22 protein-coding genes are annotated in these 23,498 nt (G+C 66.6%); 13 read left to right on the plus strand and 9 right to left on the minus strand.

Going from position 1 to position 23,498, the window contains the following annotated elements; all coding sequences use genetic code 11:
• Positions 1–26: 26 nt before the first annotated feature.
• A complete protein-coding gene (locus ACQKLX_RS16580) occupies positions 27–2,123 on the plus strand; it encodes a response regulator (RefSeq protein ID WP_427362673.1) in 2,097 nt (698 codons plus the stop codon).
• Positions 2,124–2,247: 124 nt separating this feature from the next.
• Positions 2,248–3,204 carry a l-ornithine N(alpha)-acyltransferase gene (gene olsB, locus ACQKLX_RS16585; protein WP_427362674.1) on the plus strand — a complete coding sequence of 319 codons (957 nt, stop codon included), beginning with the start codon at positions 2,248–2,250 and terminating at the stop codon, positions 3,202–3,204.
• Between the two features lie 7 nt (positions 3,205–3,211).
• Here the strand turns inward: olsB and ACQKLX_RS16590 are convergent, their stop codons facing one another.
• From ACQKLX_RS16590 to ACQKLX_RS16600, 3 genes are read right to left on the minus strand one after another with little or no spacing between them, the layout of a single operon-like run.
• Complete coding sequence (locus ACQKLX_RS16590; protein ID WP_427362675.1) at positions 3,212–4,078, minus strand: SDR family oxidoreductase; 867 nt, start codon at positions 4,076–4,078, stop codon at positions 3,212–3,214.
• Positions 4,075–5,313 carry a tRNA epoxyqueuosine(34) reductase QueG gene (queG, locus tag ACQKLX_RS16595; protein WP_427362676.1) on the minus strand — a complete coding sequence of 413 codons (1,239 nt, stop codon included), beginning with the start codon at positions 5,311–5,313 and terminating at the stop codon, positions 4,075–4,077. Before queG ends, ACQKLX_RS16590 begins: the two co-directional genes overlap by 4 nt.
• The gene (locus tag ACQKLX_RS16600; protein WP_057188187.1) at positions 5,211–5,903 is read right to left on the minus strand and encodes a glutathione S-transferase family protein; all 693 of its coding nucleotides are present in this window, start codon (positions 5,901–5,903) and stop codon (positions 5,211–5,213) included. The genes queG and ACQKLX_RS16600 overlap by 103 nt, the downstream gene beginning before the upstream one ends.
• 239 nt (positions 5,904–6,142) lie before the next feature.
• On the opposite strand from ACQKLX_RS16600, the gene ACQKLX_RS16605 reads away from it, so the two are divergent.
• Positions 6,143–6,940 carry an undecaprenyl-diphosphate phosphatase gene (locus ACQKLX_RS16605; protein ID WP_427362677.1) on the plus strand — a complete coding sequence of 266 codons (798 nt, stop codon included), beginning with the start codon at positions 6,143–6,145 and terminating at the stop codon, positions 6,938–6,940.
• Positions 6,941–7,058: 118 nt separating this feature from the next.
• Complete coding sequence (locus tag ACQKLX_RS16610; protein WP_427362678.1) at positions 7,059–8,129, plus strand: LysM peptidoglycan-binding domain-containing protein; 1,071 nt, start codon at positions 7,059–7,061, stop codon at positions 8,127–8,129.
• 33 nt (positions 8,130–8,162) lie between these two features.
• Here ACQKLX_RS16610 and ACQKLX_RS16615 read toward each other — a convergent pair whose 3' ends face one another.
• The gene (locus ACQKLX_RS16615) at positions 8,163–9,086 is read right to left on the minus strand and encodes a LysR family transcriptional regulator (RefSeq protein WP_427362679.1); all 924 of its coding nucleotides are present in this window, start codon (positions 9,084–9,086) and stop codon (positions 8,163–8,165) included.
• Between the two features lie 86 nt (positions 9,087–9,172).
• On the opposite strand from ACQKLX_RS16615, the gene ACQKLX_RS16620 reads away from it, so the two are divergent.
• Positions 9,173–10,375 (plus strand): 4-oxalomesaconate tautomerase, encoded by a 1,203-nt coding sequence (locus tag ACQKLX_RS16620; protein ID WP_427362680.1) that lies wholly within the window; start codon positions 9,173–9,175, stop codon positions 10,373–10,375.
• Positions 10,308–11,294, plus strand: coding sequence for a Bug family tripartite tricarboxylate transporter substrate binding protein (locus tag ACQKLX_RS16625; RefSeq protein ID WP_427362681.1), 987 nt, complete (start codon positions 10,308–10,310; stop codon positions 11,292–11,294). The genes ACQKLX_RS16620 and ACQKLX_RS16625 overlap by 68 nt, the downstream gene beginning before the upstream one ends.
• Positions 11,295–11,297: 3 nt before the next feature.
• Here the strand turns inward: ACQKLX_RS16625 and nth are convergent, their stop codons facing one another.
• Complete coding sequence (nth, locus tag ACQKLX_RS16630; protein ID WP_427362682.1) at positions 11,298–11,999, minus strand: endonuclease III; 702 nt, start codon at positions 11,997–11,999, stop codon at positions 11,298–11,300.
• Between the two features lie 20 nt (positions 12,000–12,019).
• Between nth and ACQKLX_RS16635 the strand changes: the two genes are divergently transcribed.
• Together ACQKLX_RS16635 and ACQKLX_RS16640 are read left to right on the plus strand one after the other, a co-directional pair.
• On the plus strand, positions 12,020–12,547 hold the full coding sequence (locus ACQKLX_RS16635; RefSeq protein ID WP_427362683.1) for a DUF2244 domain-containing protein: 528 nt from the start codon (positions 12,020–12,022) through the stop codon (positions 12,545–12,547).
• A 2-nt stretch (positions 12,548–12,549) separates the two neighbouring features.
• Positions 12,550–13,053 carry a hypothetical protein gene (locus tag ACQKLX_RS16640; RefSeq protein WP_427362684.1) on the plus strand — a complete coding sequence of 168 codons (504 nt, stop codon included), beginning with the start codon at positions 12,550–12,552 and terminating at the stop codon, positions 13,051–13,053.
• A gap of 8 nt (positions 13,054–13,061) precedes the next feature.
• On the opposite strand, the gene ACQKLX_RS16645 is transcribed toward ACQKLX_RS16640, so the two are convergent.
• Complete coding sequence (locus ACQKLX_RS16645) at positions 13,062–13,667, minus strand: class I SAM-dependent DNA methyltransferase (protein WP_427362685.1); 606 nt, start codon at positions 13,665–13,667, stop codon at positions 13,062–13,064.
• Positions 13,668–13,785: 118 nt separating this feature from the next.
• Between ACQKLX_RS16645 and ACQKLX_RS16650 the strand changes: the two genes are divergently transcribed.
• Positions 13,786–14,772: a methylated-DNA--[protein]-cysteine S-methyltransferase gene (locus tag ACQKLX_RS16650; RefSeq protein ID WP_427362686.1), complete on the plus strand. Its 987-nt coding sequence runs from the start codon at positions 13,786–13,788 to the stop codon at positions 14,770–14,772.
• Positions 14,773–14,781: 9 nt separating this feature from the next.
• Here the strand turns inward: ACQKLX_RS16650 and ACQKLX_RS16655 are convergent, their stop codons facing one another.
• Entirely contained in the window at positions 14,782–15,684 is a 903-nt protein-coding gene (locus tag ACQKLX_RS16655; RefSeq protein WP_427362687.1) for a hypothetical protein, read from the minus strand.
• A gap of 460 nt (positions 15,685–16,144) precedes the next feature.
• Between ACQKLX_RS16655 and dnaK the strand changes: the two genes are divergently transcribed.
• Both dnaK and dnaJ read left to right on the plus strand, forming a co-directional pair.
• Positions 16,145–18,067, plus strand: coding sequence for a molecular chaperone DnaK (dnaK, locus tag ACQKLX_RS16660; protein WP_427362688.1), 1,923 nt, complete (start codon positions 16,145–16,147; stop codon positions 18,065–18,067).
• Between the two features lie 132 nt (positions 18,068–18,199).
• Positions 18,200–19,333 (plus strand): molecular chaperone DnaJ, encoded by a 1,134-nt coding sequence (gene dnaJ, locus ACQKLX_RS16665; protein ID WP_427362689.1) that lies wholly within the window; start codon positions 18,200–18,202, stop codon positions 19,331–19,333.
• 56 nt (positions 19,334–19,389) lie between these two features.
• Here dnaJ and ACQKLX_RS16670 read toward each other — a convergent pair whose 3' ends face one another.
• Both ACQKLX_RS16670 and ACQKLX_RS16675 read right to left on the minus strand, forming a co-directional pair.
• Complete coding sequence (locus ACQKLX_RS16670; protein WP_137881965.1) at positions 19,390–19,581, minus strand: CsbD family protein; 192 nt, start codon at positions 19,579–19,581, stop codon at positions 19,390–19,392.
• Between the two features lie 69 nt (positions 19,582–19,650).
• Complete coding sequence (locus tag ACQKLX_RS16675; RefSeq protein WP_427362690.1) at positions 19,651–20,481, minus strand: helix-turn-helix domain-containing protein; 831 nt, start codon at positions 20,479–20,481, stop codon at positions 19,651–19,653.
• 134 nt (positions 20,482–20,615) lie between these two features.
• Between ACQKLX_RS16675 and ACQKLX_RS16680 the strand changes: the two genes are divergently transcribed.
• Both ACQKLX_RS16680 and ACQKLX_RS16685 read left to right on the plus strand, forming a co-directional pair.
• Positions 20,616–21,038 carry a hypothetical protein gene (locus ACQKLX_RS16680; protein WP_427362691.1) on the plus strand — a complete coding sequence of 141 codons (423 nt, stop codon included), beginning with the start codon at positions 20,616–20,618 and terminating at the stop codon, positions 21,036–21,038.
• Positions 21,039–21,178: 140 nt separating this feature from the next.
• Positions 21,179–23,380, plus strand: a complete 2,202-nt coding sequence (locus ACQKLX_RS16685) for an esterase-like activity of phytase family protein (protein ID WP_427362692.1) — start codon at positions 21,179–21,181, stop codon at positions 23,378–23,380.
• The last annotated feature ends 118 nt before the right edge of the window (positions 23,381–23,498 follow it).

Consider the following 23,498-nt stretch of genomic DNA (forward strand, 5'->3'; position numbering starts at 1 on the left):
ACAGGGGGCATGATAGACGGGATGGCATGATCGAGCTGCCATCCCCTCTCATCCTGCTGGCAGGTGTCGCCGTCGCTATCGCGATCGCCTGCGCCACTATCGCGTTCCGCCTGCTGCGGGAGCGGCGGGAGGTCACGCAGCAGGCGCGGGCGCTGACGGCCGATGTCGAGAAGCTGAGCGACCGGCTCTGGGAGCTCGCTGACAGCGAGGAGCGCTATCGCAGCCTGATCGAGGCGCAGGGTGACCTGATCGTGCGCCGCAGCGAGGGTCGGATCATCTACGCCAATACCGCCTATGCGGCACTCATCGGCAAGAGCGAGGCCGAGGCTGTCGGCAGCGTCGAGCAGCCGCGTGTTCGCATCGCCCGGCCGGTGCAGGCGCTGCCGGGTGGTGCCCGCGTCGTCGACGAGTGCATCGAGACGCAGGAGGGCGAGCGCTGGCTGTCCTGGGTCGAGACCATCGTCCCGGTCGCCGCCGGCCAGACGGTGCTGCAGCGTGTCGGCCGCGAGATCAGCGGGCGCATCGCCGCCGAAACCGCGCTGGAGGAGGCGCGCAGCCGGGCCGAGGAGGCCAGCGCCGCCAAGTCGCGCTTCCTCGCGACCGTCAGCCATGAGTTCCGTACCCCGCTCAACGGCATCCTGGGGATGGCCGACCTGCTCGGCGACACCAGGCTCGATCCGGAGCAGAACACCTACGTCAAGGCGCTGCGGAGCTCGGGTGAGGCTCTGCTCGGCCTGGTCGACGACATCCTCGACTTCGCCAAGGTCGAGGCCGGCAAGCTCGAACTCACGCAGGCGCCGTTCGATCCGGTCGGCCTGATCGAGGACGTCACCGAGCTGATGGCGCCGCGCGCCCAGGCGAAGGGCATCGAGATCTCCGCGCTGCTTGGCCCGGACCTGCCGGGGAAGCTCGTCGGTGATGCCGAGCGCCTGCGTCAGATCCTGCTCAATCTCGTCGGCAATGCCGTGAAGTTCACGCAAGAGGGCGGCGTCGGCATCGAGGCGGACAGCACCGCCGGCGAATTCGTCGTCGCCATCGCCGACACCGGCCCGGGCATCCCGGCGGAGCGCCTGGCGACGATCTTCGAGGAGTTCGAGCAGGGTGGGATGAGCGGTCATCGCGACCAGGCCGGTACCGGCCTCGGCCTTGCCATCGCCCGCCGGCTCGCTCGGGCCATGGGCGGAAAGATCGAAGCGAGTAATCGCGACGGGGGCGGCGCACTGTTCCGGCTGAGCCTGCCCCTGCGGGCCGATGCAGGCGCAAGCGCGTCTCCCGCTGCACCTGGCTGGCAGGGGCGGCGCATCCTGGTGGCATCTTCGGCGCCGTTCAGCGCCACTCATATTGTCGCCTGTCTCGAACGCAGGGGTGCCAAGGTTCTGCGGGTGGGCGATCATGCACAGGCTCTCGCCGAGCTTGCTGGCGAGCCGCGCCTGTCCGCGGTGCTGGTCGATCGCAACCTGCCGGGCGGTGCGGTCGAGGCGCTGGCCTCTGCAGCACGGCGGGCCGGTGTCGCCGATATCGTGATCATGCTGGCGCCGGCCGAGCGCCGCAACTTCGGCTCGCCCTATGCCGCCGGCTTCTCCGGCTTCCTCGTCAAGCCGGTTCGGGCCCGCTCGCTGCAGGTACGGCTCGATCCGGTCGAGCGTTCGCAGGAGGTGGTCATGGCGCCGCCGGCGGCCGATGCGTCGGCGCAACCGCCGGCCGCCGGCCTGCGGGTCCTTGTTGCAGAGGACAACGAGATCAATGCGCTGTTGCTGACCCGCACCCTGGAGCGATTCGGTTGCAGTGCGATCTGGGCGCGCGACGGCGGTGAGGCCGTCCGCCTGATCGAGGAGGCGCGCTCAGGCAAGGCGAAAGGCTTCGATCTCGCCTTGCTCGATGTCCGCATGCCGGTGCTGGACGGGTTGGCCGTCGCCCGCCGAATCCGCACGGCCGAGAAAGCATCCGGCTCGAGCCGGCTGCCCATCGTCGCCGTCACGGCCAATACGGCGGAGGAGGACCGGCGCGAGGCGCTCGCCGCCGGCATGGACGATTGCCTGGCTAAGCCGCTCTCGCGCGAACAGTTGCGTGGCTGGATCGATCGCGTTTCGCAGGTGCGAACGGTCGAAATCCTGTCAGCCTGAGCCATCCTAGACCAACAGGCGGTTGGCTTCGTCATCGCAGTGACGTAGTTTTGTCGCGATCCCGTAAGACGGTCGGCGCAGAGCTGTCATGCGCCGATCCGGGATCGCAGGGGCCAGACCGTCTATGACGCACGACGTTTTTCAGGGTTCTCGTCAGCCGGCAAAGCAGAAGCTGGCCGGCCAGGCCCTGTTGCAGCGTTTCTCCCCCTCGAACCTGCTGGCTGCCGGCAAGCAGCTCGGCGGCTTCGCCTTTCCCGGCGCCGACGCTCTCTCCGGCACGCTCGGTCGCTCCGGCACGCTCGAAGTCAGGCTGGCGCGCGGGCCGCGCGAGATCTGGCGGGCGCAGCGCCTGCGCTATCGCGTCTTCTACCAGGAGATGTCGGCCAAGCCCGATGTGATCTCGCGCATGTTCCGCCGCGACGCTGATCGCTTCGACGCTGTCTGCGACCATCTTCTCGTCATCGACCATGCCGCACGTGGCCGTTTCGGCGGGATCAAGCCCAAGGTCGTCGGCACCTACCGGCTGATGCGCGAGCAGGCCGTGGCCAAGCTCGGCGGTTTCTACACCCAGTCCGAATTCGACATCGCACCGCTGCTGGCGCGTCATCCCGAGATGCGCTTCCTGGAGCTCGGCCGCTCCTGCGTGCTGAAACCCTATCGCACCAAGAAGACGGTCGAGCTGCTCTGGCACGGCATCTGGGCCTATTGCCGGCATCACCGTATCGACGCGATGTTCGGTTGTGCCAGCTTCGACGGCATCGACCCCGACATGCTGGCGCTGCCGCTCAGCTTCATCCACCATCATGCCACCGCCCAGGGCGACTGGCGCGTCGTGGCGCAACCCGACCGGCATGTCGCGATGGACCGCCTGCCAGCCGGCATGGTCGATGCCAAGCTGGCGTTGAAGTGCCTGCCGCCGCTGGTGAAGGGCTATCTGCGCCTCGGTGCCCGTTTCGGCTCCGGCGCCGTGATCGACAAACAGTTCGGCACGACCGACATCCTGGTCATCCTGCCGGTTTCCGCCATCGACCGGCGCTATCTCGACTATCTCGACGGCGAGGCCGGGCGCTACGCCGCCTGAGTCGGGCTCATTCGCCCGCGGCAGCGAGGTCGCGCAGCGCTTGCCGGTACTCCGGATAACGGAAGGCATAGCCGAGCTCGCGCTTCACCAGCGCATTCGAGACCCGCTTGTTCTCGCCGTAGAAGCTCGCAGCCATCGGTGAGAGCTTGGCGGGGTCGAACGGGGTTTCCGGCGGCGGTGTGAGCCCGGTGACTTCTGCTGCGAAGCTGACGACATCCTGCGGCGGCGCCGGCTCGTCATCGGTGACGTTGTAGATTGCTCCCGCGCGCGGCCTTTCGATCGAGGCCATCAGGACGCCGGCAATGTCGTCGACATGGATGCGGTTGAAGACCTGGCTGGGCTTGATCAGCCGGTTGGCGGTGCCGGCCCGCAATTTGGTGATCGGATTGCGGCCGGGGCCATAGATGCCGGAGAGGCGGAAGATCTGGACCGGCTTGCCGCTGCGCTCGCCGAAGGCGAGCCAATCCTGCTCGATCTCCAGCCGCTGCCGTGAGCGTCGGCTGGACGGCCGGCATTCGGCTGTTTCATCGATCCAGGCGCCGCCATGGTCGCCATAGACGCCGATGGTCGAGAGATAGCCGATCCAGCGCAGCTTCTCGGCCGCCGCGAGCTTCTCGGCGAGCGCTCCGAGCACGGGATCGCCGTTCTCGTCCGGCTGGGCCGAGATCAGGACCGCATCGGCCTCGGCGACGATCTTGGCGAGCGGCGTCGAGACCGCGAAGCCGCCGAAGACCAGGGTATGCAGCCCCTGCTTGCTGAGTTCGCCCGCTTTTTCCGCCGAGCGCACCGTGCCGGTGACCTCCCAGCCCTTCGCCAAAGCGGCGCGCGCGAAGAAACCGGCGGAATAGCCGAGGCCGAAGATGACGAGCTTCATGCTGATACCAGTTGGTTCGGAGAAGGCTGAGCCCATTCGGCCCTGACGTCGGGATCGGCTTCCCGGACGAGATGCTCTTGGGCGAGGTCGGCTGCGCGCGCGGGCGCGAGTTGCCAAAGCGCCCACACCGCCATCGCCCGCACCAGGGGCGAGGGATCGCCGAGCAGGGTTTCGGCGCTCGCCGCCAGCGCCGGATCGCCGCTATTGCCTATCGCGATCAGCACGTTGCGGATGAAGCGGTCGCGGCCGGTGCGCTTCACCGGCGTGCCCGCGAAGAGCGCACGGAAGGCGGCGTCGTCGAGCGCGGTGAGTTGCGCCAGCGGCAGCGCGTCGAGCTCGCCTTTCAGCGCCAGGCGCGTCTCATGCGAGGCTTCCGCGAACTTGTTCCAGGGGCAGACGGCAAGGCAGTCGTCGCAGCCGAAGACGCGGTTGCCGATGCCCTCGCGGAACTCTCGGTCGATATGGCCCTGATGCTCGATGGTGAGATAGGCGATGCAGCGGCGCGAATCGAGCTGGTAGGGCGCCGGGAAGGCCTTGGTCGGGCAGATGTCGAGGCAGCGCGTGCAGGAGCCGCAATGGTCGAGCTCCGGCTCGTCCGACGGCAGTTCGGCTGAGGTGTAGATCGCCCCGAGGAAGAGCCAGGCGCCATGCTGGCGCGAGACCAGCACCGTCTGCTTGCCTTGCCAGCCGAGGCCCGCTGCTTGCGCCAGCGGCTTTTCCATCACCGGGGCGGTGTCGACGAAGACCTTGACCTCGGCATCGCCGCGCGCCGCCAGCACGCCGGCGATGCTCTTCAGCTTGCCCTTGATCACGTCGTGATAGTCGCGCCTGCGGGCATAGAGCGAGATCGCGCCGCGATCGCGCTGTGCCAGAACGGCGAGCGGGTCGCCTTCGTCGGCATAACTCATGCCGAGCATGACGACAGAGCGTGCCGCCGGCCACAAAGTCGCAGGATCGGCGCGCTCGGCCGTCCGCTCGGTCAGCCAGGTCATGTCGCCGTGATGCCCGGCATCCAGCCAGCCGGCGAGGCGCTGCGGCGCTTCGGGAATCGAATCGACAGGCGCAACGCGCATCACCGCGAAGCCTTCAGCTTTCGCGCGTGCGGCGATCGCGGCCTTGAGCTTGCCGCCGCTCAGAAGTCCAGGTCGTCGTAATGGGCCGAGGGCGCCATGCCGGGAATCCGGTCGCTCAGCAGCGGCCGGAAGCTCGGTCTGGACTTGATCCTCGCATACCATGCGCGGGCAGCCTCGTCCTCGTCCCAGGGCACATCGCCGAGATAGTCGACGCAGGAGAGATGCGCCGCCGCGGCGAGATCGGCATAGCTCAGATTGTCGCCGGCGAGCCAGTTCCGTTTCGCCGTCAGCCAGGCGATGTAGCGCAGATGATAGCGCACATTGCCGCGCGCCGCGCGGATCGCGCTCATCTCCGGCGGGCCGCCCCCCTCGTCCCGGCTCATGAAGCGCTTCATCACCTTCTCCAGCACGAGCGGAGCGGTGATCTCCTCGTTGAACTTGATGTTGAACCAGTCGAGCAACCGGCGCACCTCTATGCGTCCGCCCGGGCCTTCCGGGAGCAGGCGGCGCTCGGCCAGCGCCAGCCCGCGCGTCTCGTCGAGATATTCGGCGATGGGCCCGGGACCGGGTACGACGAGGCCGCTATCCTCGCGCAGCACCGGGGTCGTCCCGGCCGGATTGAGTTCGAGGAACTCGCGCCGCCGTTCCCAGACGCGCTCTTCGACCAGCGTGGCGTCGAGGCCGAACTCGCCGAGCGCGAGCCGGATGAAGCGCGAATGCGGGCAGAGCGGATAATGGTGAAGCGTGGCCATCGATTGCTGGAACTGAGGACGGTTCGGATGAGGTAGGCCGGCGCGTGATGCAGCGCGATAGAGCGCCCCCGTATAGGCCTGCCGGCTAAGCCTCACAACCCGGGACCGGGTAAAGTGGCGAGTTGCGCAGAAATCCTTGCCGGTCTGGTAACCAATTTGCAAAGACCGTGCGCCATAGCTTTAACGCGTTCGGCGCAGCTTTGTTGCGCCGCACCAGCAAGGCTCGGAAGGACCCTCCCATGCATGACCTTCTTGTCGCCGCCGTGCTCGGCGTGGTCGAGGGGCTGACCGAATTCCTGCCGGTGTCCTCGACCGGCCATCTGCTGCTTCTCGGCCATTTCCTCGGCTTCGAATCCAAGGGCAAGGCCTTCGAGATCCTGGTCCAGCTCGGGGCGATCCTGGCGATCCTGCTGGTCTATTTCCGCCGCCTGCTCGACATCGCCCTGCGCCTGCGCACCGACCCTTCCGCGCGGCGCTTCGTCCTCGGCGTGCTCGTCGCCTTCCTGCCGGCAGCGGTGATCGGCGCGCTGGCGCATGGCTTCATCAAGGGCGTGCTGTTCAACCCCTTCCTGGTCTGCTGTACGCTGATTGCCGGTGGCCTCGTCCTGCTCGTCGTCGACGAACTGGAGCTGGAGGTGAAGCATCACGACGCCACCAAATTCCCGCTGGCGATGTATCTCAAGATCGGCTTCATCCAGTGCCTGGCCATGGTACCGGGCGTCTCGCGCTCGGGCTCGACCATCGTCGGTGCGATGCTGCTCGGCGCCGACAAGCGGGCTGCGGCCGAGTTCTCCTTCTTCCTGGCGATGCCGACAATGGCCGGCGCCTTCGCCTACGACCTCTTGAAGAACTACAAGGAGCTGACGACCAACGATCTCACTTTGATCGGCATCGGCTTCATCACCGCCTTCATCTCGGCCCTGATCGTCGTCCGCAGCTTCCTCGACTTCGTCTCGAAGCGTGGTTTCACTCCCTTCGCCTGGTGGCGGATCATCGTCGGCTCGGCCGGCCTCGCTGGGCTCTGGGTTTTCGGCTGAGGTTTACGCCGCTTCGGGATGCGCTGCTGAACTCGGTTTAGCGCTGGCGCCGTAAGCCAATTTCAGCTCAGACTGAGGTGCTTGCTTCGGGACGCGACTACATGGCGTAGGATTCGCGATGAGCATACTGTCGATCAGTTGCATGACGCATGCATGGGCGGGTCGGGCAATTATCCCGCGATATGGCGGCCGCCACGCGGAGCTGGCGGGCGACATCTTTGCCGCCTACCTCTCTGGATCGATGCCATCGAACGTGCTGACGCGCATCGTCTGGGCCGTTCAGGAACACTCGACGCACCAAAGGATCGTCGCCTTCGTAAAGGAGAGGATCGAGAAAAAGGTCGTCGAACTGAAGCGGTTGCTGACAAGCGTCGAGCTCCGTGACACCTGCGCGGCGGCGATCAACGATTTTCGCATGCCAGCTCCGGGCCCTGCCGGCTCGGGTGACGGCGCCCTGGTCAAACCGTATTTTTCCGGTGATCTCCAGCAGATCATCAGCGGTATTCACTCGATCGGCCTGAAGAACGCAGCCTATGGCCTCGGCGGGGTGCATACCGTTGAGGGCATATACAACATCAAGGATGCGTATGATTTCGATAATGATCGTTCGATGTTCCCATTTTATGACAACTATCGGAAGAAGCTCACAGCGCTCTATATCGAAGATCGCGATTCAACGATAAATCTGTATAGTAAATGTGTGACGACCTACGAGGCCGACATGTTGTTGGCTCCAATCACCGGCAATTCCGATGCCGTGAACGGCCCTCTTAACCGCCCGCTCATTTTCACCGCTTTCATGTACGCGCTTGAGAAGGGTGGGCTGACGAAGAGCTTGTTCTGGTCGGCTGACATCCCGTTCGAGATCGATTTCAGCAGCAACACTTTCAAGTTGACCCAGAACGATAGCGAGACCCCCCGACCTAGAACCGGAACCGCGCGGCCTGCCGATCTGCCCGGCGCGCCGCCTCTGAGGAAGTTCAGGACATTCCTGCCGCCCAAGCAAAAATCTCTTCCGGAGAAGCCCGAGACCTACCAGGTCAAGAAAGGTGACAACCTCAGCCAGATCGCCAAGCGGCTCTACGGGGATGCCGGAAAGTGGGTGCGAATCTATGACGCCAACAGAAAGCTGATCGGCGCAAACCCCAATCTTATCTTGCCCGGGCAAGTGCTGGTCATTCCGCGTTAGCACGCACCACGCTCAGCCGATCACAACCTGGCATCAGGTCGTTGTGCCGTGAGCGGGTAGAGGCCCGCGCCACGTCCCGAGCAGCATCTCCAGGAAACGCTCCGCCGCCGGCGCCAGCTTGACGCCGCGGCGCCTGACCACGCCGATCGTGCGCGAAACCTCGGGATCGTGGATTGGCCGCGTCACGATGATCGGGTGATTCTCTCCCGGCGTCGCCAGCTTCGGCAGCACGGATATGCCGAGGCCTGCCTCGACCAGCCCGAGCGAGGTCGAGAGATGCGTCACCTCGAAGGACCAGTCGAGCCGGACGCCGATCTTGACCAGCGCCGCATCGAGGATGGCCCGGTTGCCGCTGCTGCGGCTGACGGTGACCAGCGGATGGCCTTCGAGATCGCCCCAGTTCAGTGACGATCTCCCCGCCAGCGTATGATCGTGCCGGCAGGCGAGCACGAAGGGATCGTCGATCAACGGCTCGAAGGTCAGTTCGCCGTCAGAGCCGCCGATCAGGTTGATGCCGAATTCGACCTCGCCGCGCGCTACCGCTTCCAAGCCGTCATTGGCCGAGAGATCGAGGATGCGGAACCGGATGTTCGGATACTGCGTCTGGAAGCGCGCGATCACCGAGGGCAGGAAATAGAAGGCGGCCGTCGGCACGCAGGCGAGCGCGATCAGCCCGGCACGGCGGCTGCCGAGATCGCGCATGGCGAAGATCGAGGTGTCGAACTCGTCGAGCATGCGCCGGACCAGCGGCAGCATCTCGCGCCCGACCATGGTCAGCGCGACCCGGCGTGTCGTTCGCTCCAGCAGCGCCGCTCCGATAGCGCCTTCCAGCCGCTGGATGCGCCGGCTCAGCGCCGGCTGGGACATGTTGAGCGCCTCGGCGGCGCGGTGGAAGCCGCCGAGTTCGACCACCGAGATGAAGGCGCGCAGATCGAGGGCTTCGAAATTGATGCTCATGGCGTATCAATAGCGCCGATCTCTGCATTTCACAGCGAATATTCGATTTGAGAAGAGAGGGCATCGCCAAACGCCGGGTGACGCCCTTGTCCGCTCCCTTCCAGCTTCCGCACGCTCAGGCCTTGCGCATCCCCTGCGTGCTGATGCGCGGCGGTACCTCGCGCGGCCCGTTCTTCCTGGAGCAGGACCTGCCGGGCGATCCGGCAGCACGCGATCGCGTCCTGCTCGCTGCGATGGGCTCGCCGCATATGCTGCAGCTCGACGGTCTCGGCGGCGGCAATTCGCTGACCAGCAAGGTCGCGATCGTCAGCCGCTCCAGCCGGCCCGATGCCGATGTCGACTATCTCTTCGCCCAGGTTGCGGTCGAACGCGCCCATGTCGACCTCGGCCCGAATTGCGGCAACATGCTTTCGGCCGTCGGTCCCTTCGCGATCGAGGCCGGGCTGGTGCCGGCGCTCGACGGTGAGACGCTGGTGCGCATCCACAACCGCAACACCGGCGCGCTGATCGAGGCTGCCGTGCAGACGCCGGGCGGCGTCGTCGCCTATGACGGCGCGACCGCGATCGACGGCGTCGTCGGCACGGCGGCCCCGATCAAGCTCGGCTTCCTCGAAGCCGTCGGCTCGAAGACCGGCGCGCTGCTGCCGACCGGCCTTTCCCGCGAGGAGATCGACGGCATCCCGGTGACGCTGATCGACTACGCCACGCCGATGCTGCTGCTGCGGGCCGCCGATCTCGGCCTTTCCGGCGACGAGACCCCTGCCGAGCTCGACGCCAACGCCGCCTTGTTGGCGCGGCTGGAGCGACTGCGCCGCGAGGCCGGCCGCCGCATGGGGCTCGGCGACGTCGCCGGCCGGGTTATCCCCAAGGTCGGCGTACTCTCGCCGGCGCGTCGCGGCGGCAGCCTTACCTCGCGCTATTTCACGCCGGATCGCTGCCATCGCAGCCATGCCGTCACCGGCGCGCTCTGCGTCGCTGCTGCAAGCCGCATTGTCGGCAGCGTCGCCGCCGAGATGCTGAGCGTCGGGATCGGTTCGCTGGTTACGGTCGAGCATCCGAGCGGCGCCATCCAGGTCGATCTGTCGCTCGACGCCGCCGGTCGCGTGGTCCGCGCCAGCCTGGTGCGCACGGCGCGCCGCATTTTCGAAGGAAACGTCATCGTCCCCGCCAGCGCGATCCTCGCGCTTGCAGAGAGGGCGGAAACGGGAGGAGAACTGACCCATGACGATCACCCGCCGCCATCTCTGCAGCCTGTTGACGGCCGCCGCGGCCAGCACCTGCCTGCCTGAATTCGCGCAGGCTCAGGCCGCCTTTCCGGACAAGCCGATGAAGCTGCTGGTCCCCTATGCCGCCGGTGGCGGCACGGATGCGATCGCGCGCCTCGTGGCGCAGGGCGTCGGCGAGCGGCTCGGCCAGTCACTGGTGGTCGAGAACAACGGCTCGGCCGGCGGCAATCTCGCCACCGCCCAGGCCGCAGCGGCCTCGCCGGATGGCTACACCGTGCTGATGGCCAATCAGGGCCCGATGGTGGTCAATCCGCACCTGTTCAAGAACGTCCGGATCGATCCGCTGACCGCCTTCGACCCGCTGACGCTGATCACGGCTGCGCCGCTCGTTGTCGTCGTGGCGGCGGGATCGCCGCACAAGACGCTGGCTGAGCTGGTCGGCCAGGCCCAGAAGGCACCCGGCAAGATGACCTATGGCTCGGCCGGCAACGGCTCGGCCAGCCATCTCGCGACAATCCTGCTGGCGCAGACCGCGCAGTTCGAGGCCGTGCACGTGCCTTATCGCGGCGCCGGCCCGGCGCTGACCGATCTGCTCGCCGGCAATAGCGACTTCATGGTCACCACCGTGCCCTCGGTCCTCGGCCTGATCCATGGCGGCAAGGTCAGGGCTCTGGCGGTGACCGGCAAGGCACGCACCAAGCTCTTCCCGGAGGTGCCTTCGGTGGCCGAGAGCGGTTGGCCGGACTATGAGGCGACGGCCTGGTACGGCTTCGTCGTGCCCAAGGGCACGCCGAAGGAGGTCGCGGCGAAGCTGCGTCAGGCGACGGTCGAGGCCATCGACAGCCCGATCATCCGCGAGCGCCTGCAGAACGAGGGCGCCGAGCCGATCGGCAACAAGCCGGAGGAGTTCGCCGCGATGATGGAGGCGGAGTCGCGCCGCTGGGCCGGAATCATCAAGCAGGCCCGGCTGGCGATCAACTGAGGTTCAGGCCACCCGCTTGTCGGCGGAATCACAGAGGTCGGCGACGACGCAGGTCTCGCAGGCCGGGCGCAGCGCCTTGCAGGTGTAGCGTCCGTGCAGGATCAACCAGTGATGAGCATGCCGGCCGAATTCGGCCGGCACTGCCTTTTCCAGGCCCAGCTCGACCTGCAGCACGTTCTTGCCCGGCGCGATGCGCAGGCGGTTGGCGACACGGAAGACATGGGTGTCGACTGCGTGGGTGATCTCGCCGAAAGCGATGTTGAGCACGACGTTCGCGGTCTTGCGGCCGACGCCGGGCAGGCTCTCCAGCGCCTCGCGCGCGGTCGGCACCTGGCTGCCGAACTCGGCGATCAGCTTCTCGGATAGTGCGATGACGTTCTTCGCCTTGTTGCGATAGAGCCCGATCGTCTTGATCAGTTCGCGCACCTGGTCCTCGCCGAGAGCGAGCATTGTCTCAGGCGTGTCGGCGAGTTCGAACAGTCGCTTCGTCGCCTTGTTGACGCCCGCATCGGTCGCTTGCGCCGAGAGCACCACGGCGACCAGCAGCGTGAAGGCGTTGACATAGTCGAGCTCGCCCTTTGGCTCGGGCCTTTGCTGCCGGAAGCGGCTGAAGATCTCATAGATCTCGGTGGCGCTGCGCGGCTTCGGATTCGTGATCCGCTTGGGCGACGGGCTGCGGCGTTTTTGGCTGTTCGACAGGGGCATCGCGGCGTTATAATTCGCGGATGACCTTGGGCAAGCCCGATTCAGAAGGGGGAGGCGAAGCGGCCGAGCAGCCGGTCTTCGACGCGACGATCACACCGCACCGCTCGCTCGGCCAGGATGGCTTCCGGATCGTGATGACCCTGGTCTGCCTGACCAGCGTCGCCGCCTCGATTCCCTTCATGGTGCTCGGCGCCTGGCCGGTCGCCGGCTTCTTCGGTCTCGACATCATCGCCCTGTTCATCGCCTTCAAGGTCAATTTCAACGCGGCCCGCGCCTTCGAGCGCATTGTCGTGACGCCGCTCGAAGTCCTGCTGCGCAAGGTCTCGCATCACGGCCGCGAGAAGGTCTGGCGCTCCAACCCCGCCTGGACCAAGCTCGAGCGCGAGGATGACGAGGATTACGGCCTGCTCGAGCTTTCGCTGGTTTCGCGTGGGCAGCGCACCGTGGTCGCTTCAGCGCTCTCGCCACAGGAGCGCGAAGGCTTTGCTCAGGCGCTTGGCTCGGCGCTGGCCAGGGCCAAGCGCGGCCCGGATTTCGAACCCGCCTGAACATGGCCGCGACGATCATTCCGCTGATCGCATGGGCGGTGATCATCTTCGTCATTGTAGCAGCCATACGCGCTAATCGTGGTCCTCGCGGCCCGCTGCCCAGCCAGAATGGCGGTGAGGAAGCAGCCAGGGCCTACGGGCTCGTCCTGCGTGACAGGCTCGATCACGCCCTGTTTGGCCCGGTGCTGGCGGGGCAGGTCTGGGATCGCGTGATCACCCGCCCGGTCGGCGAGGGCCTGATCCACGAATTCCATCGCGATTACTGCGGCCACGGCCTGATCCGCACGCAAGACGGCATCAAGCTCTGCGACATCCTCGATGGCCATCACCCCGGCGAGGCCATTGCCCAATGGCGCTCGCGCGAGGATTTCGTCGCCTTCTTCGCTGAGCAGTCGGATTACAGCTGCAGCGGCTGGGACGAGACTTCGCCGGTCTTCTTCACCAGCGATGAATGGTCCCGCAACAACCAGCGCCTGACGCGGGAGAAACTCCTGCGCTTCGCCTGAGGAAGGCGTCAGGCCGTTCGTCGCGCCAGCCAGACCGTATGGCCGCCGCAATCGGGATCCTCGACGAGGTGTACGGCGACGGCAAAGCCGTTCTCTGCCAGCAGAGCGCGGTATTCTGCAGGGTCGAGGCTGCCATGGTAGAGCGGTTCGCCCTCGAAACTGCCGATCGCCTCGCCATGTGCAGGCCCGCTGGTGAAGAGCAGCACTGCACCATCGGCTGCATGCTCGCGGAAGAGCGGGAACATCCGCCGCTGAGCGACAGGCGTCAGATGGAAAAAGCTGTCCCAGGCGATCAGCCCGTCGAAGCACCGGCCGAGCGCGAGTTCGCGCATGTCGGCGACGCGCCAGTCCTGTTGCGGGAAGCGCTCACGGCAGAGCGCGATCAGAGGCGCAGACGAATCGATCCCGGTCACCGCGCAGCCCTGCTCGATCAGATGCCTTGCGATCGGTTCGCCCATGCCGCAGCCGATATCGAGGACCGATGGCCTCGCCGGCAGCAGGGCCAGGAAACGATCGAGCCAGCGCGCCTCCATCAGCTTTCTGCCGCGCTGGCGGTCATAGGCGGCAGCGTGACGGGCGTAGAGCGAGACGATGGCGTCGGCGGAGCTGGTCATCCGCGAACTTCTACGCGTCATCCACCGCGAAGACGAGCTTGCCAGCTTTCGGGTGGGATACGCATGCTGCCATCACTAGCTTCGCGAGCATGAGAGATCAGATCGCGAGGATAGGACAATGAACGCCCATTCCAGTCTCAGGACGGCGATGAAACCGATAGTCGTCTCCAATGCCGTGCTCGCCCGCGCTGCCGAAGCGATTCCTTCGGAAGCCGATTTTCCGGCGGTTGCGCCCGGCTCGGACTACGACACGGTCCGCCGCATCCTGGCCTACATCACCAACAACTGGCGCCAGCAGCCGACGATCGAGGCGATCGCCGACGCGGCCGGCGCGACCCCGACTGACGTGCATCACCTGTTCCGGCGCTGGTGCGGGCTGACGCCCAAGGCCTTCCTGCAGGCGATCACGCTTGACAACGCCAAGGGCCTGCTGGCCGCCTCCGCCAGCATCCTCGATACCAGCTTCGAGGTCGGACTCTCCGGTCCCGGCCGCCTGCACGACCTCTTCGTCACCCATGAGGCGATGTCGCCGGGCGAATGGAAGACGGGCGGCGAGGGGCTGCGGATGTCCTATGGCTTCCATACCTCGCCTTTCGGCGAAGCGCTGATCGTGGTGACCGAGCGCGGTCTCGCCGGCCTCGGCTGGGTCTCGAACAATCTCGACGGCGGCAAGGTCATCGGCGGGCGGGCCGAGGCGCTGGCCGACATGATGCGGCGCTGGCCCCATGCGGACTATCGTTTCGATCCGCAGATGACGGCGCCCTATGCCAGCCGCGTCTTCGAGCCCGGAAGCTGGTCGCCACAGACGCCATTGCGCGTCGTGCTGATCGGCACCGATTTCGAGGTCCGTGTCTGGGAGACGCTGCTGCGCATCCCGGTCGGCTGCGCCACCACTTATGGTGACGTCGCCGACCATATCGGCAAGCCCTCGGCGGCTCGCGCGGTCGGCGCCGCGGTCGGCAAGAACCCGATCTCCTTCGTGGTTCCCTGCCATCGCGTCATCGGCAAGTCTGGCGCGCTCACCGGCTACCATTGGGGACTGACGCGCAAGCGCGCCATTCTCGGCTGGGAGGCCGGGCAGGTCGCTGGCGGCGAGGCGGCTTGAGCTGAAAACTTACTGAATGGTCGGAGCGGGCGCCGCCGGAGGCGGAGGCGTCCGCTTCGCCGTGGCCGGGCGCGGCTTGGCCGTCTCGGGCTTGGGCTCGGGCAGGCCGAGGCGGGAGCGGATCGAGGCGGCGCGTGCTTCGGTGATCCGGGCGCCGCAGAAGCCGTGCGATCCCTCGCGCTGGAAGTCACGGCAGATCTGCTCGCGTTCCGAGGAGAAGCCGGCCTGTTCGCGGGCGATCGAGCGTTGCTCCGGCAGGTCGGCCTTGGCCGAGAGCGCCCGGAAGCCCTCGCGGACCGCGGTCTCCGCCTTGCTGCGCTCGGCATCTATCTCCTTGGCGCGGCCGGGCAGGGTGCGCGCATCCGGCCCCCAGACGCCGCGAGGGTCGATGCGGCAGGCGGCGGCCTCGATCACGCAGGGCTGCTCCGGCTCGGTCACCAGGAAGGCGCCGTCGAGCACGTCGAAGACGATCGGGCAGGCCGGCGCCTCGAGCTTGTAGCGCGGCAGCCCCGTCGGCTTGCCGAGCGAGGTCACTGGTACGGGCGCATCGCCGAAGGAAATGGCGCAGGGCTCGGTGAGGTTGCTGGGCTGGAAACCCTCGGCGCGCAGCTTCAGGCCATAGCCGCTGGCGGTCTTCTCCAGCGTCGCTTCGCCCAAGCCGCCATTGCGCCGCAAGGTCTTGCCGAGGATCGAATCCTCGCTCGGCATCCTGATGGCCGGCATGGTGCGCGGGCGCGGCGTCGCCGGGCCGCCCACCGAGGCGGGTGCCGATTGCTGCGCGCCCGGCTGGTTGAAGGGCTGCGCGCCGGGCAATTGCAGCGGCTGCGCCAGCGCCCCGCCCGCAAGGCTGAGCCAGGCCAGCGCTGCACCGGCAGCGAGGCGATGGGCAGTCAGGCGGTGGAGCGTTGTCACGGCTGGTTCCTGGTGGCGCAACGTCCATTCTGAATGGAATGGCTACGTCTGTTGCGCAAGAGCATGCGCGCAACACTTACCCGGAATGGTCAGGCCCGCGAATTCTCTGAGGGATACTGCACAAAGCCGATTCTTAATCCGGCTTCGCGCCTTGCAAGCAGGGCGTCACCCTCCCTATATACGCCGCGAAGCGGTGGTTTTTGCAGGCCATCGGGGCCGGATTGCGCCAGGCGCTAGCACTCTCATGCGAGCGCCGAAACGCAGGGCCGGTCGATTTGTTGTAACCGGCGGGTGAAGCCGGATCGGGGTTCAAGGCTCCGTTCCGTCATTTGCCCGTAAGACGTGGATATCTCGGGTTCGTTCGCCGCAGTAGGTGGGGGCGATCCGGGGCCATGGGCCGGAGGACGGCGTCCTGGACGCGGCCTTCCGGCGATCTGCTAAATCGAAAGGGATCCCATCCATGGGTAAAGTCATTGGTATCGACCTCGGCACGACGAATTCTTGCGTCGCTGTGATGGAAGGCACCACGCCGAAGGTCATCGAGAATTCCGAGGGCGCCCGCACCACGCCTTCGATCGTCGCCATCACGGATGACGGCGAGCGTCTGGTCGGCCAGCCGGCGAAGCGCCAGGCGGTCACCAATCCGGAGCGCACCTTCTTCGCCATCAAGCGCCTGATCGGGCGCACCTTCGACGATCCGATGACCAAGAAGGACATCGATCTCGTCCCCTACAAGATCAAGAAGGCCCCGTCGGGCGACGCTTGGGTCGAGGCCGACGGCAAGGATTACTCGCCTTCGCAGATCTCCGCCTTCACGCTGACGAAGATGAAGGAGACCGCGGAGGCCTATCTCGGCCAGCCGGTCACGCAGGCTGTGATCACCGTCCCGGCCTATTTCAACGACGCCCAGCGCCAGGCCACCAAGGATGCCGGCCGCATCGCCGGCCTCGAAGTGCTGCGCATCATCAACGAGCCGACCGCGGCCGCGCTCGCTTATGGCCTCGACAAGAAGTCGAACGGCACCATCGCGGTCTACGATCTTGGCGGCGGTACCTTCGACGTCTCGATCCTAGAGATCGGCGACGGCGTCTTCGAGGTGAAGTCGACCAACGGCGACACCTTCCTCGGCGGCGAGGACTTCGACATGCGCCTGGTCGAGTACCTGGCGGACGAGTTCAAGCGCGAGCAGGGCATCGACCTGAAGAAGGACAAGCTCGCTCTCCAGCGCCTGAAGGAAGCGGCCGAGAAGGCCAAGATCGAATTGTCGAGCGCCTCGCAGACCGAGATCAACCTGCCCTACATCACGGCGGATGCCTCAGGCCCGAAGCACCTCGCCATCAAGCTCTCTCGCGCCAAGTTCGAGAGCCTGGTCGACGACCTGATCCAGCGCACCATCGAGCCCTGCCGCAAGGCGCTCAAGGATGCCGGCCTGTCCGCGGGCCAGATCGACGAGGTCGTGCTGGTCGGCGGCATGACCCGCATGCCCAAGGTCCAGGAAGTCGTGAAGCAGTTCTTCGGCAAGGAGCCGCACAAGGGCGTCAACCCTGACGAGGTCGTCGCCATCGGCGCCGCGATCCAGGCCGGCGTGCTGCAGGGCGACGTCAAGGACGTCCTGCTGCTCGACGTGACTCCGCTCTCGCTCGGCATCGAGACGCTGGGCGGCGTCTTCACCCGCCTGATCGACCGCAACACTACGATCCCGACCAAGAAGAGCCAGGTCTTCTCCACCGCCGAGGACAATCAGGGCGCGGTGACGATCCGGGTCTTCCAGGGCGAGCGCGAGATGGCGGCCGACAACAAGGCGCTCGGCCAGTTCGACCTGATGGGCATTCCGCCGGCGCCGCGGGGCATGCCGCAGATCGAGGTGACCTTCGACATCGACGCCAACGGCATCGTCTCGGTGACAGCGAAGGACAAGGCCACCAACAAGGAGCAGCAGATCCGCATCCAGGCGTCCGGCGGCCTCTCCGAGGCCGAGATCCAGAAGATGGTCAAGGACGCCGAGGCGAACGCTTCCGAGGACAAGAAGCGCCGCGAGCTGGTCGAGGCCAAGAATCAGGGCGAGAGCCTCGTGCACTCGACCGAGAAGTCGCTGAAGGATTATGGCGACAAGGTTTCGGCTGCCGACAAGGGCGCGATCGAGACTGCGCTCGAAGCCCTCAGGACCGCGCTGACGGGCGAGGATGTCGAGGCGATCTCGGCGCGCACCAACGAACTGATGCAGGCGTCGATGAAGCTCGGCGAGGCGATGTATGCCGCCAGCCAGGCCGAGGCGAATGCTCCCGAGGGCGCCGCTGCCGAGGAGCCGAAGAAGGACGACGTCATCGACGCCGACTTCAAGGACGTCAGCGACGACAAGGGCGACAAGAAGAAGAGCGCCTGAGCGCGCTCGTCATCGACCGTGACGAGGATGGCCGGGCTTGACCCGGCCATTCCATTAAGGCGATGGCGTCGGCAGGACATGACTCGCCGCTTCTCGCAGGATGCGTGGGACGGCGCAGGGGCAGCTGGTTGAATGTCGAAGCGCGACTATTACGAGATCCTCGGGGTCTCCCGGACTGTGACGGAGGTCGAGCTCAAGGGCTCCTTCCGCAAGCTCGCCATGCAGCATCACCCGGACAAGAACCCGGGCGACAAGCAGGCCGAGATCAAGTTCAAGGAAATCAACGAGGCCTATCAGATCCTCTCCGACGGCCAGAAGCGCGCGGCCTATGACCGCTATGGCCACCAGGCCTTCGAGAACGGCGGTGGCGGCGGCGGGCCGGCCGACATGTCGGACTTCATGTCCGACATCTTCGAATCCTTCTTCGGCGAGGGGCGCGGCCGCGGCGGCCCGCGCGGCGCCAATTCGCGCGAGCGCGGCGCCGACCTGCGCTATAATCTCGAGATCGGCCTCGAGGAGGCCTATGCCGGCAAAAACGAGACGATTCGCGTCCCGACTTCGGTGACCTGCGAGGTCTGCTCGGGCACTGGCGCCAAGACGGGCTCGAAGTCGCGCCAATGCCCGACCTGCGGCGGCCATGGCCGCGTTCGCGCCAGCCAGGGTTTCTTCTCGGTCGAGCGGACATGCCCGACCTGCGGCGGTCGTGGCGAGATCATCGACGATCCCTGTACGGGTTGCCAGGGCGCCGGCCGTGTCACCCGTGAGCGCACGCTCTCGGTCAACATCCCGGCTGGCGTCGAGGACGGCACCCGCATCCGCCTCGCTGGCGAGGGCGAGGCCGGCCTGCGTGGCGGCCCGGCGGGCGATCTCTACATCTTCCTCTCGATCAAGCCGCACGCCATCTTCCAGCGTGATGGCGCCGATCTGTTCTGCCGCGTGCCGATCGGCCTGACCTCGGCGGCGCTCGGCGGCGAGATCGAGGTGCCGACGCTGAACGGCGACAAGGCCCGGGTGAAAATCCCCGAGGGCACCCAGACCGGCAAGCAGTTCCGCCTCAAGGCCAAGGGCATGAGCGTGCTGCGCTCGCGCGAGATGGGCGATCTCTACATCCAGGTCCTGGTCGAGACGCCGCAGAAGCTCACCGCCCGCCAGCGCGAGCTTCTGATGGAATTCGAGCGCGAGAGCTCGGGCGCGACCCATCCGGAGACCGCAGGCTTCTTCGGCCGGGTCAAGGACTTCCTCGGCGGGCTCGGGGGTTCCGCCTGAAACGAGAAACGGGCGCCTCGCGGCGCCCGTTTTTTGATCGGGACCGACCTTGCGGGTCAGGCCTTGTCGATCACTTTCTTGACGGCGTCCTTGGCCTTGCCGACCGCCTGCTGGGCTTCGCCCTTGCGCTCCTGCGCGATGCCTTCGGCCTGCAGCCCGGGCTTGTTCAGCGCCTTGCCGGCGGCCTGCTTGACGTTACCGGCGGCTTCGTTGGCCAGGCCCTTGATCTTGTCGGTCGTGCTGCCCATGGACGTATTCCTCTTGGATCGGGGAGGGCGCCGCAGCGCCCGGTCGGGAGGACAACGTCGCCGGGCAAGTCAGGTTCCCGCACCTTTCGACACATCGGCTGCGATCGCCCGCAGTGTCTGTCCCGTCGCCTCGTCGGCCGGGAAGAAGGTCTCCAGCGCCAGTTCAGACAAGGTGACGTCGACAGGCGTGCCGAACACCGTCGTGGTCGAGATCAGCGAGAGCAGGGTCTCGCCCAGCCGCAAGTGCAAGGGCAGCACGATCGGCGGCTCCGTTTCCTCCTGCGGTTTGCCTTCTACGGTCGGCGCAGCCGGGACCGGATAGCTCAGCAACTCGGTCAGGAGTTCGGCGAGCAGCGGATCGGCGGTGGCGCGGATCTGTTGGCGCAGCCTTGCGATCAGATGGCCGCGCCACTCCACGAGGTTGAGGATCGCCGGAGCGAGCCCGCGCGGGTGCAGGCTGAGCCGGAGCACGTTGACAGGAGGACGCAGCAGGTCGGCGTCCTCGACGACCGCGAGCATCGGCGCGATCATCGCGTTCGCGGCGAGCAGGGTCCAGTGCCGGTCGACGGCGACGGCCGGGTAGGGCTCGTGCCCCTTGAGCAGCAGGTCGATCGCGCTGCGGGCCGCCTGCAGGCCGGGATCTTCCAGCGAGCGTTCGAGATAGACCGGCGCGTAGCCTGCGGCGAGCAGGAGCGCGTTGCGCTCGCGCAATGGCACGCCGAGATGCTCGGAGAGCAGCAGGACCATGTCGCGGCTCGGGACCGAGCGACCGCTCTCGACGAAGCTGAGATGCTTCTGCGAGATCTCGGCTTCGAGCGCGAGGTCGAGCTGGCTGAGACGGCGCAGCTGGCGCCAGTCGCGGATGAGATGCCCGATCGCGGGCTGCGAATGCTTGTTCATGGCAGGCAAGCTAGCCGCAGCCGAGCCGCCATCCAATTACCTCTGGCTTAATCGACCGGCCGCCTTGGCTTCGTCAGCATGAGCTCCATCAGCAACGGCCCGCCGGTCAAGCGGGCCCGAACCGGAGAACGACCATGGCCTTTATCCAGTCCTCGCGTTTCCTGCGCAACGCCCTCGCTCTCGACGCCGCCGCCTGTGCCGCCACCGGCCTGCTGCTCAGCACTGGAGCCGGCGCGCTCTCCGGCCTGCTCGGCTTCCCCCAGGAATTCCTGCGCGGCGCCGGCCTTTTGCTGTTGCCCTGTGCCGCTGCGCTCGCCTTCTTCGCCAGCCGGGTGCGCTTGCCGCGGCTCGCCGTCTACGCGGTGATCGGCATCAACATCCTCTGGGTCGTCGACAGCGTCCTGATCCTGGTCGCCGGCTGGTTCGCGCCGACCACGCTCGGCATTGCCTTCGTGCTGACCCAGGCCGCGGCGGTCGCGGTTGTCACCGAGCTCGAAGTGATCGGCCTGAAGAAGTCGGTCGCGGAAGCAGCCGGTGCCGAGGCTGCGCTGCGCTGACCTGCTCGAATATCTTGCAAGGCCGCTGCGGATGGCTCCGCGGCGGCCTTCGTTTGCGACGGCTTGTCACGCAACTGTCGTATGTCCTGACTAGCCGGAGGACCTGCCGCTCGATGCCAGATGCGGGACAGGATCCTCTCATGCGCAAGCCCTTCGCCCTCGCCGCCCTCGCGACCTTCCTGCTCGCCGGCACCGCCCTGGCCGAGCCGAACTTCAACCGCATCGCCACCTTCCAGGTGCCCCTGAATCTGCCGGCCGATCGCGACACGAAAAAGAAGACGGTGTCCGAGATCATCACGGCCAACGAAGCCGGAACCCTGCTCGCCTATACCGACGCCGAGCAGAAGGCGGTCGGGCTCGTCGACATCACCACGGCCAACGCGCCCAAGCCCGGTGGCTTCATTCCGGTCGGCGGCGAGCCGACCTCGGTCGTCATTCTCGGCGAGCGCGCCTTCGCCGTCGTCGTCACCTCGGGCGACAACTTCAAGGAGCCGGCCGGCCACCTCGCCACCATCGACCTCAAGACCAGGCAGGTCGTGGCGAAATGCGAACTCGGCGGGCAGCCGGATTCGATCACCCTGACCAAGGACAAGGGCAAGCTCGCCATCGTCATCGAGAACGAACGCGACGAGAAACTGAACAAGGGCGACTTGCCGCAGCTTCCCGGCGGCAATCTCACGCTGATCGGCATCAAGGACGGTGAGGCCGATTGCGGCTCGAAGCAGATCGTCGAGCTCACCGGCATTGCCGCGGTCGAGCCGACCGATCCGGAGCCGGAATTCGTCGACGTCAACCAGGATGGCCTCGCCGTGGTGACGCTGCAGGAGAACAACCACATCGCCGTGGTCGATACGAAGACCGGCAAGCTCGTCGCGCATTTCCCCGCGGGTGCCGTCGACCTCAAGAACATCGACAAGACCCGCGACGGCCAGATCAAGCCGGTCGAGGAGCTGAAGGGCGTCCGCCGCGAGCCCGATGCCGTGCGCTGGCTCGACAATGACCGCTTCGTCACCGCCAATGAGGGCGACTGGAAGGGCGGCTCGCGCGGCTTCACCATCTTCCGCAAGGACGGCACGGTCGAATTCGATTCCGGCAACATGGTCGACCATATCGCCATCCGCCTCGGCCACTATCCCGAGCGCCGCTCGGCTGCCAAGGGTAGCGAGCCGGAGGGCATCGAGGTCGGCACCTACAATGGCGAGCGCCTGTTCTTCGTCGGGCTGGAGCGCGCCTCGCTCGTGCTCGTCTTCAAGGATGAGGGGCCGGGCAAGGCCCCGCGCTTCCTGCAGGCGCTGCCCGGCGGCATTGCGCCTGAAGGCCTGCTCGCCATCCCGCGGCGCAATCTCTTCGTCTCTGCCTCCGAGGCCGATCTCGGGGAAAAGGGTGGCGCGCGCTCGGCCGTGACGATCTATGAGCGCAGCGAGGGTCCGGCCACCTACCCGACCCTCGTCTCGGCCGATGTCGACGGCGCTCCGCTCGGCTGGGGCGCGCTCTCGGGCCTCGCTGCCCATCCCGAACTGCCGGGCCGGCTCTTCAGCGTCACCGACAGCGCCTATACACCTTCGCGCATCCTCGAGATCGACGCGACGAAGAAACCCGCGACGATCGTTGGCGCCATCACCGTGACCAAGGACGGCAAGCCCGCTTCCTATGATCTCGAGGGGATCGCGACACGTCCGGGCGGCGGTTTCTGGCTGGCCTCGGAAGGCGCCGCGGAACGCAAGGAGAAGCCGACGCAGAACCTCCTGCTGCGCGCCTCGGCCAAGGGCGAGATCGAGGAGGAGATCGCCCTGCCGGAGGAGTTCGCGGCCAAGGCGACCAATCAGGGCTATGAGGGCGTCGCCGTCACCGGTTCGGGCCAGGACGAGACGGTCTGGATCGCCGTCCAGCGCGAGTGGAAGGACGACCCCGAGGGCAAGGTCAAGATCCTCTCCTACAAGCCTTTCACCAAGAGCTGGGGCATCCTCTACTACCCGCTGTCGGCTCCGGCCGCCGACGCCTGGATGGGCCTCTCCGAGCTGACCTGGCTCGGCGACGAGACCTTCGCGGTGATCGAGCGCGACAACCAGTTCGGCGCCAAGGCGGTGAAGACGCTGGCAACCTTCTCGGTGAAGGGCCTGAAGCCGGCGCCGTTCGGCTCCTCCGAGATTCCGACGGTCGAGAAGACGCTGCTGCGCGACCTGACGCCGGAGCTGATGAAGCTCGGCGGCTACGGGCTCGACAAGGTCGAGGGCATGGCGGTCGACAGGGCCGGCGATCTCTTCGTCGTCACCGACAATGACGGCGTCGACGACTCCTCTGGCGAGACCCAGTTCTTCGCCTTCGGCAAGTTCGCGAAGTAAGACGCCACGACAAGAGGCCGGCGAGTTCTTCCCGTTGGCCTGCCTTTCGGAGCAGTTGCTCCGCAGCGTAATCCCGCTGCTTCAGCCTTGCTGTCGTTGCCGCTGCGTGCCCTACTCC

Origin of the sequence: Allobosea sp. NPDC003192 (genome assembly GCF_050275675.1) — a bacterium.
Classification (GTDB): Bacteria; Pseudomonadota; Alphaproteobacteria; order Rhizobiales; family Beijerinckiaceae; genus Allobosea.

Excerpts from the sequence above, each read along its gene's own strand:
- ACQKLX_RS16680 (WP_427362691.1), top strand. The coding sequence starts at position 20,616 with ATGGCCTTTATCCAGTCCTCGCGTTTCCTGCGCAACGCCCTCGCTCTC.
- ACQKLX_RS16625 (WP_427362681.1), top strand. The coding sequence starts at position 10,308 with ATGACGATCACCCGCCGCCATCTCTGCAGCCTGTTGACGGCCGCCGCG.
- ACQKLX_RS16590 (WP_427362675.1), bottom strand. The coding sequence starts at position 4,078 with ATGAAGCTCGTCATCTTCGGCCTCGGCTATTCCGCCGGTTTCTTCGCG.
- dnaJ (WP_427362689.1), top strand. The coding sequence starts at position 18,200 with ATGTCGAAGCGCGACTATTACGAGATCCTCGGGGTCTCCCGGACTGTG.
- ACQKLX_RS16615 (WP_427362679.1), bottom strand. The coding sequence starts at position 9,086 with ATGAGCATCAATTTCGAAGCCCTCGATCTGCGCGCCTTCATCTCGGTG.
- ACQKLX_RS16670 (WP_137881965.1), bottom strand. The coding sequence starts at position 19,581 with ATGGGCAGCACGACCGACAAGATCAAGGGCCTGGCCAACGAAGCCGCC.
- ACQKLX_RS16635 (WP_427362683.1), top strand. The coding sequence starts at position 12,020 with ATGACCTTGGGCAAGCCCGATTCAGAAGGGGGAGGCGAAGCGGCCGAG.
- ACQKLX_RS16685 (WP_427362692.1), top strand. The coding sequence starts at position 21,179 with ATGCGCAAGCCCTTCGCCCTCGCCGCCCTCGCGACCTTCCTGCTCGCC.
- ACQKLX_RS16580 (WP_427362673.1), top strand. The coding sequence starts at position 27 with ATGATCGAGCTGCCATCCCCTCTCATCCTGCTGGCAGGTGTCGCCGTC.
- olsB (WP_427362674.1), top strand. The coding sequence starts at position 2,248 with ATGACGCACGACGTTTTTCAGGGTTCTCGTCAGCCGGCAAAGCAGAAG.
- ACQKLX_RS16610 (WP_427362678.1), top strand. The coding sequence starts at position 7,059 with ATGAGCATACTGTCGATCAGTTGCATGACGCATGCATGGGCGGGTCGG.
- nth (WP_427362682.1), bottom strand. The coding sequence starts at position 11,999 with ATGCCCCTGTCGAACAGCCAAAAACGCCGCAGCCCGTCGCCCAAGCGG.
- ACQKLX_RS16640 (WP_427362684.1), top strand. The coding sequence starts at position 12,550 with ATGGCCGCGACGATCATTCCGCTGATCGCATGGGCGGTGATCATCTTC.
- queG (WP_427362676.1), bottom strand. The coding sequence starts at position 5,313 with ATGGTATGCGAGGATCAAGTCCAGACCGAGCTTCCGGCCGCTGCTGAG.
- dnaK (WP_427362688.1), top strand. The coding sequence starts at position 16,145 with ATGGGTAAAGTCATTGGTATCGACCTCGGCACGACGAATTCTTGCGTC.
- ACQKLX_RS16650 (WP_427362686.1), top strand. The coding sequence starts at position 13,786 with ATGAACGCCCATTCCAGTCTCAGGACGGCGATGAAACCGATAGTCGTC.
- ACQKLX_RS16600 (WP_057188187.1), bottom strand. The coding sequence starts at position 5,903 with ATGGCCACGCTTCACCATTATCCGCTCTGCCCGCATTCGCGCTTCATC.
- ACQKLX_RS16675 (WP_427362690.1), bottom strand. The coding sequence starts at position 20,481 with ATGAACAAGCATTCGCAGCCCGCGATCGGGCATCTCATCCGCGACTGG.
- ACQKLX_RS16605 (WP_427362677.1), top strand. The coding sequence starts at position 6,143 with ATGCATGACCTTCTTGTCGCCGCCGTGCTCGGCGTGGTCGAGGGGCTG.
- ACQKLX_RS16645 (WP_427362685.1), bottom strand. The coding sequence starts at position 13,667 with ATGACCAGCTCCGCCGACGCCATCGTCTCGCTCTACGCCCGTCACGCT.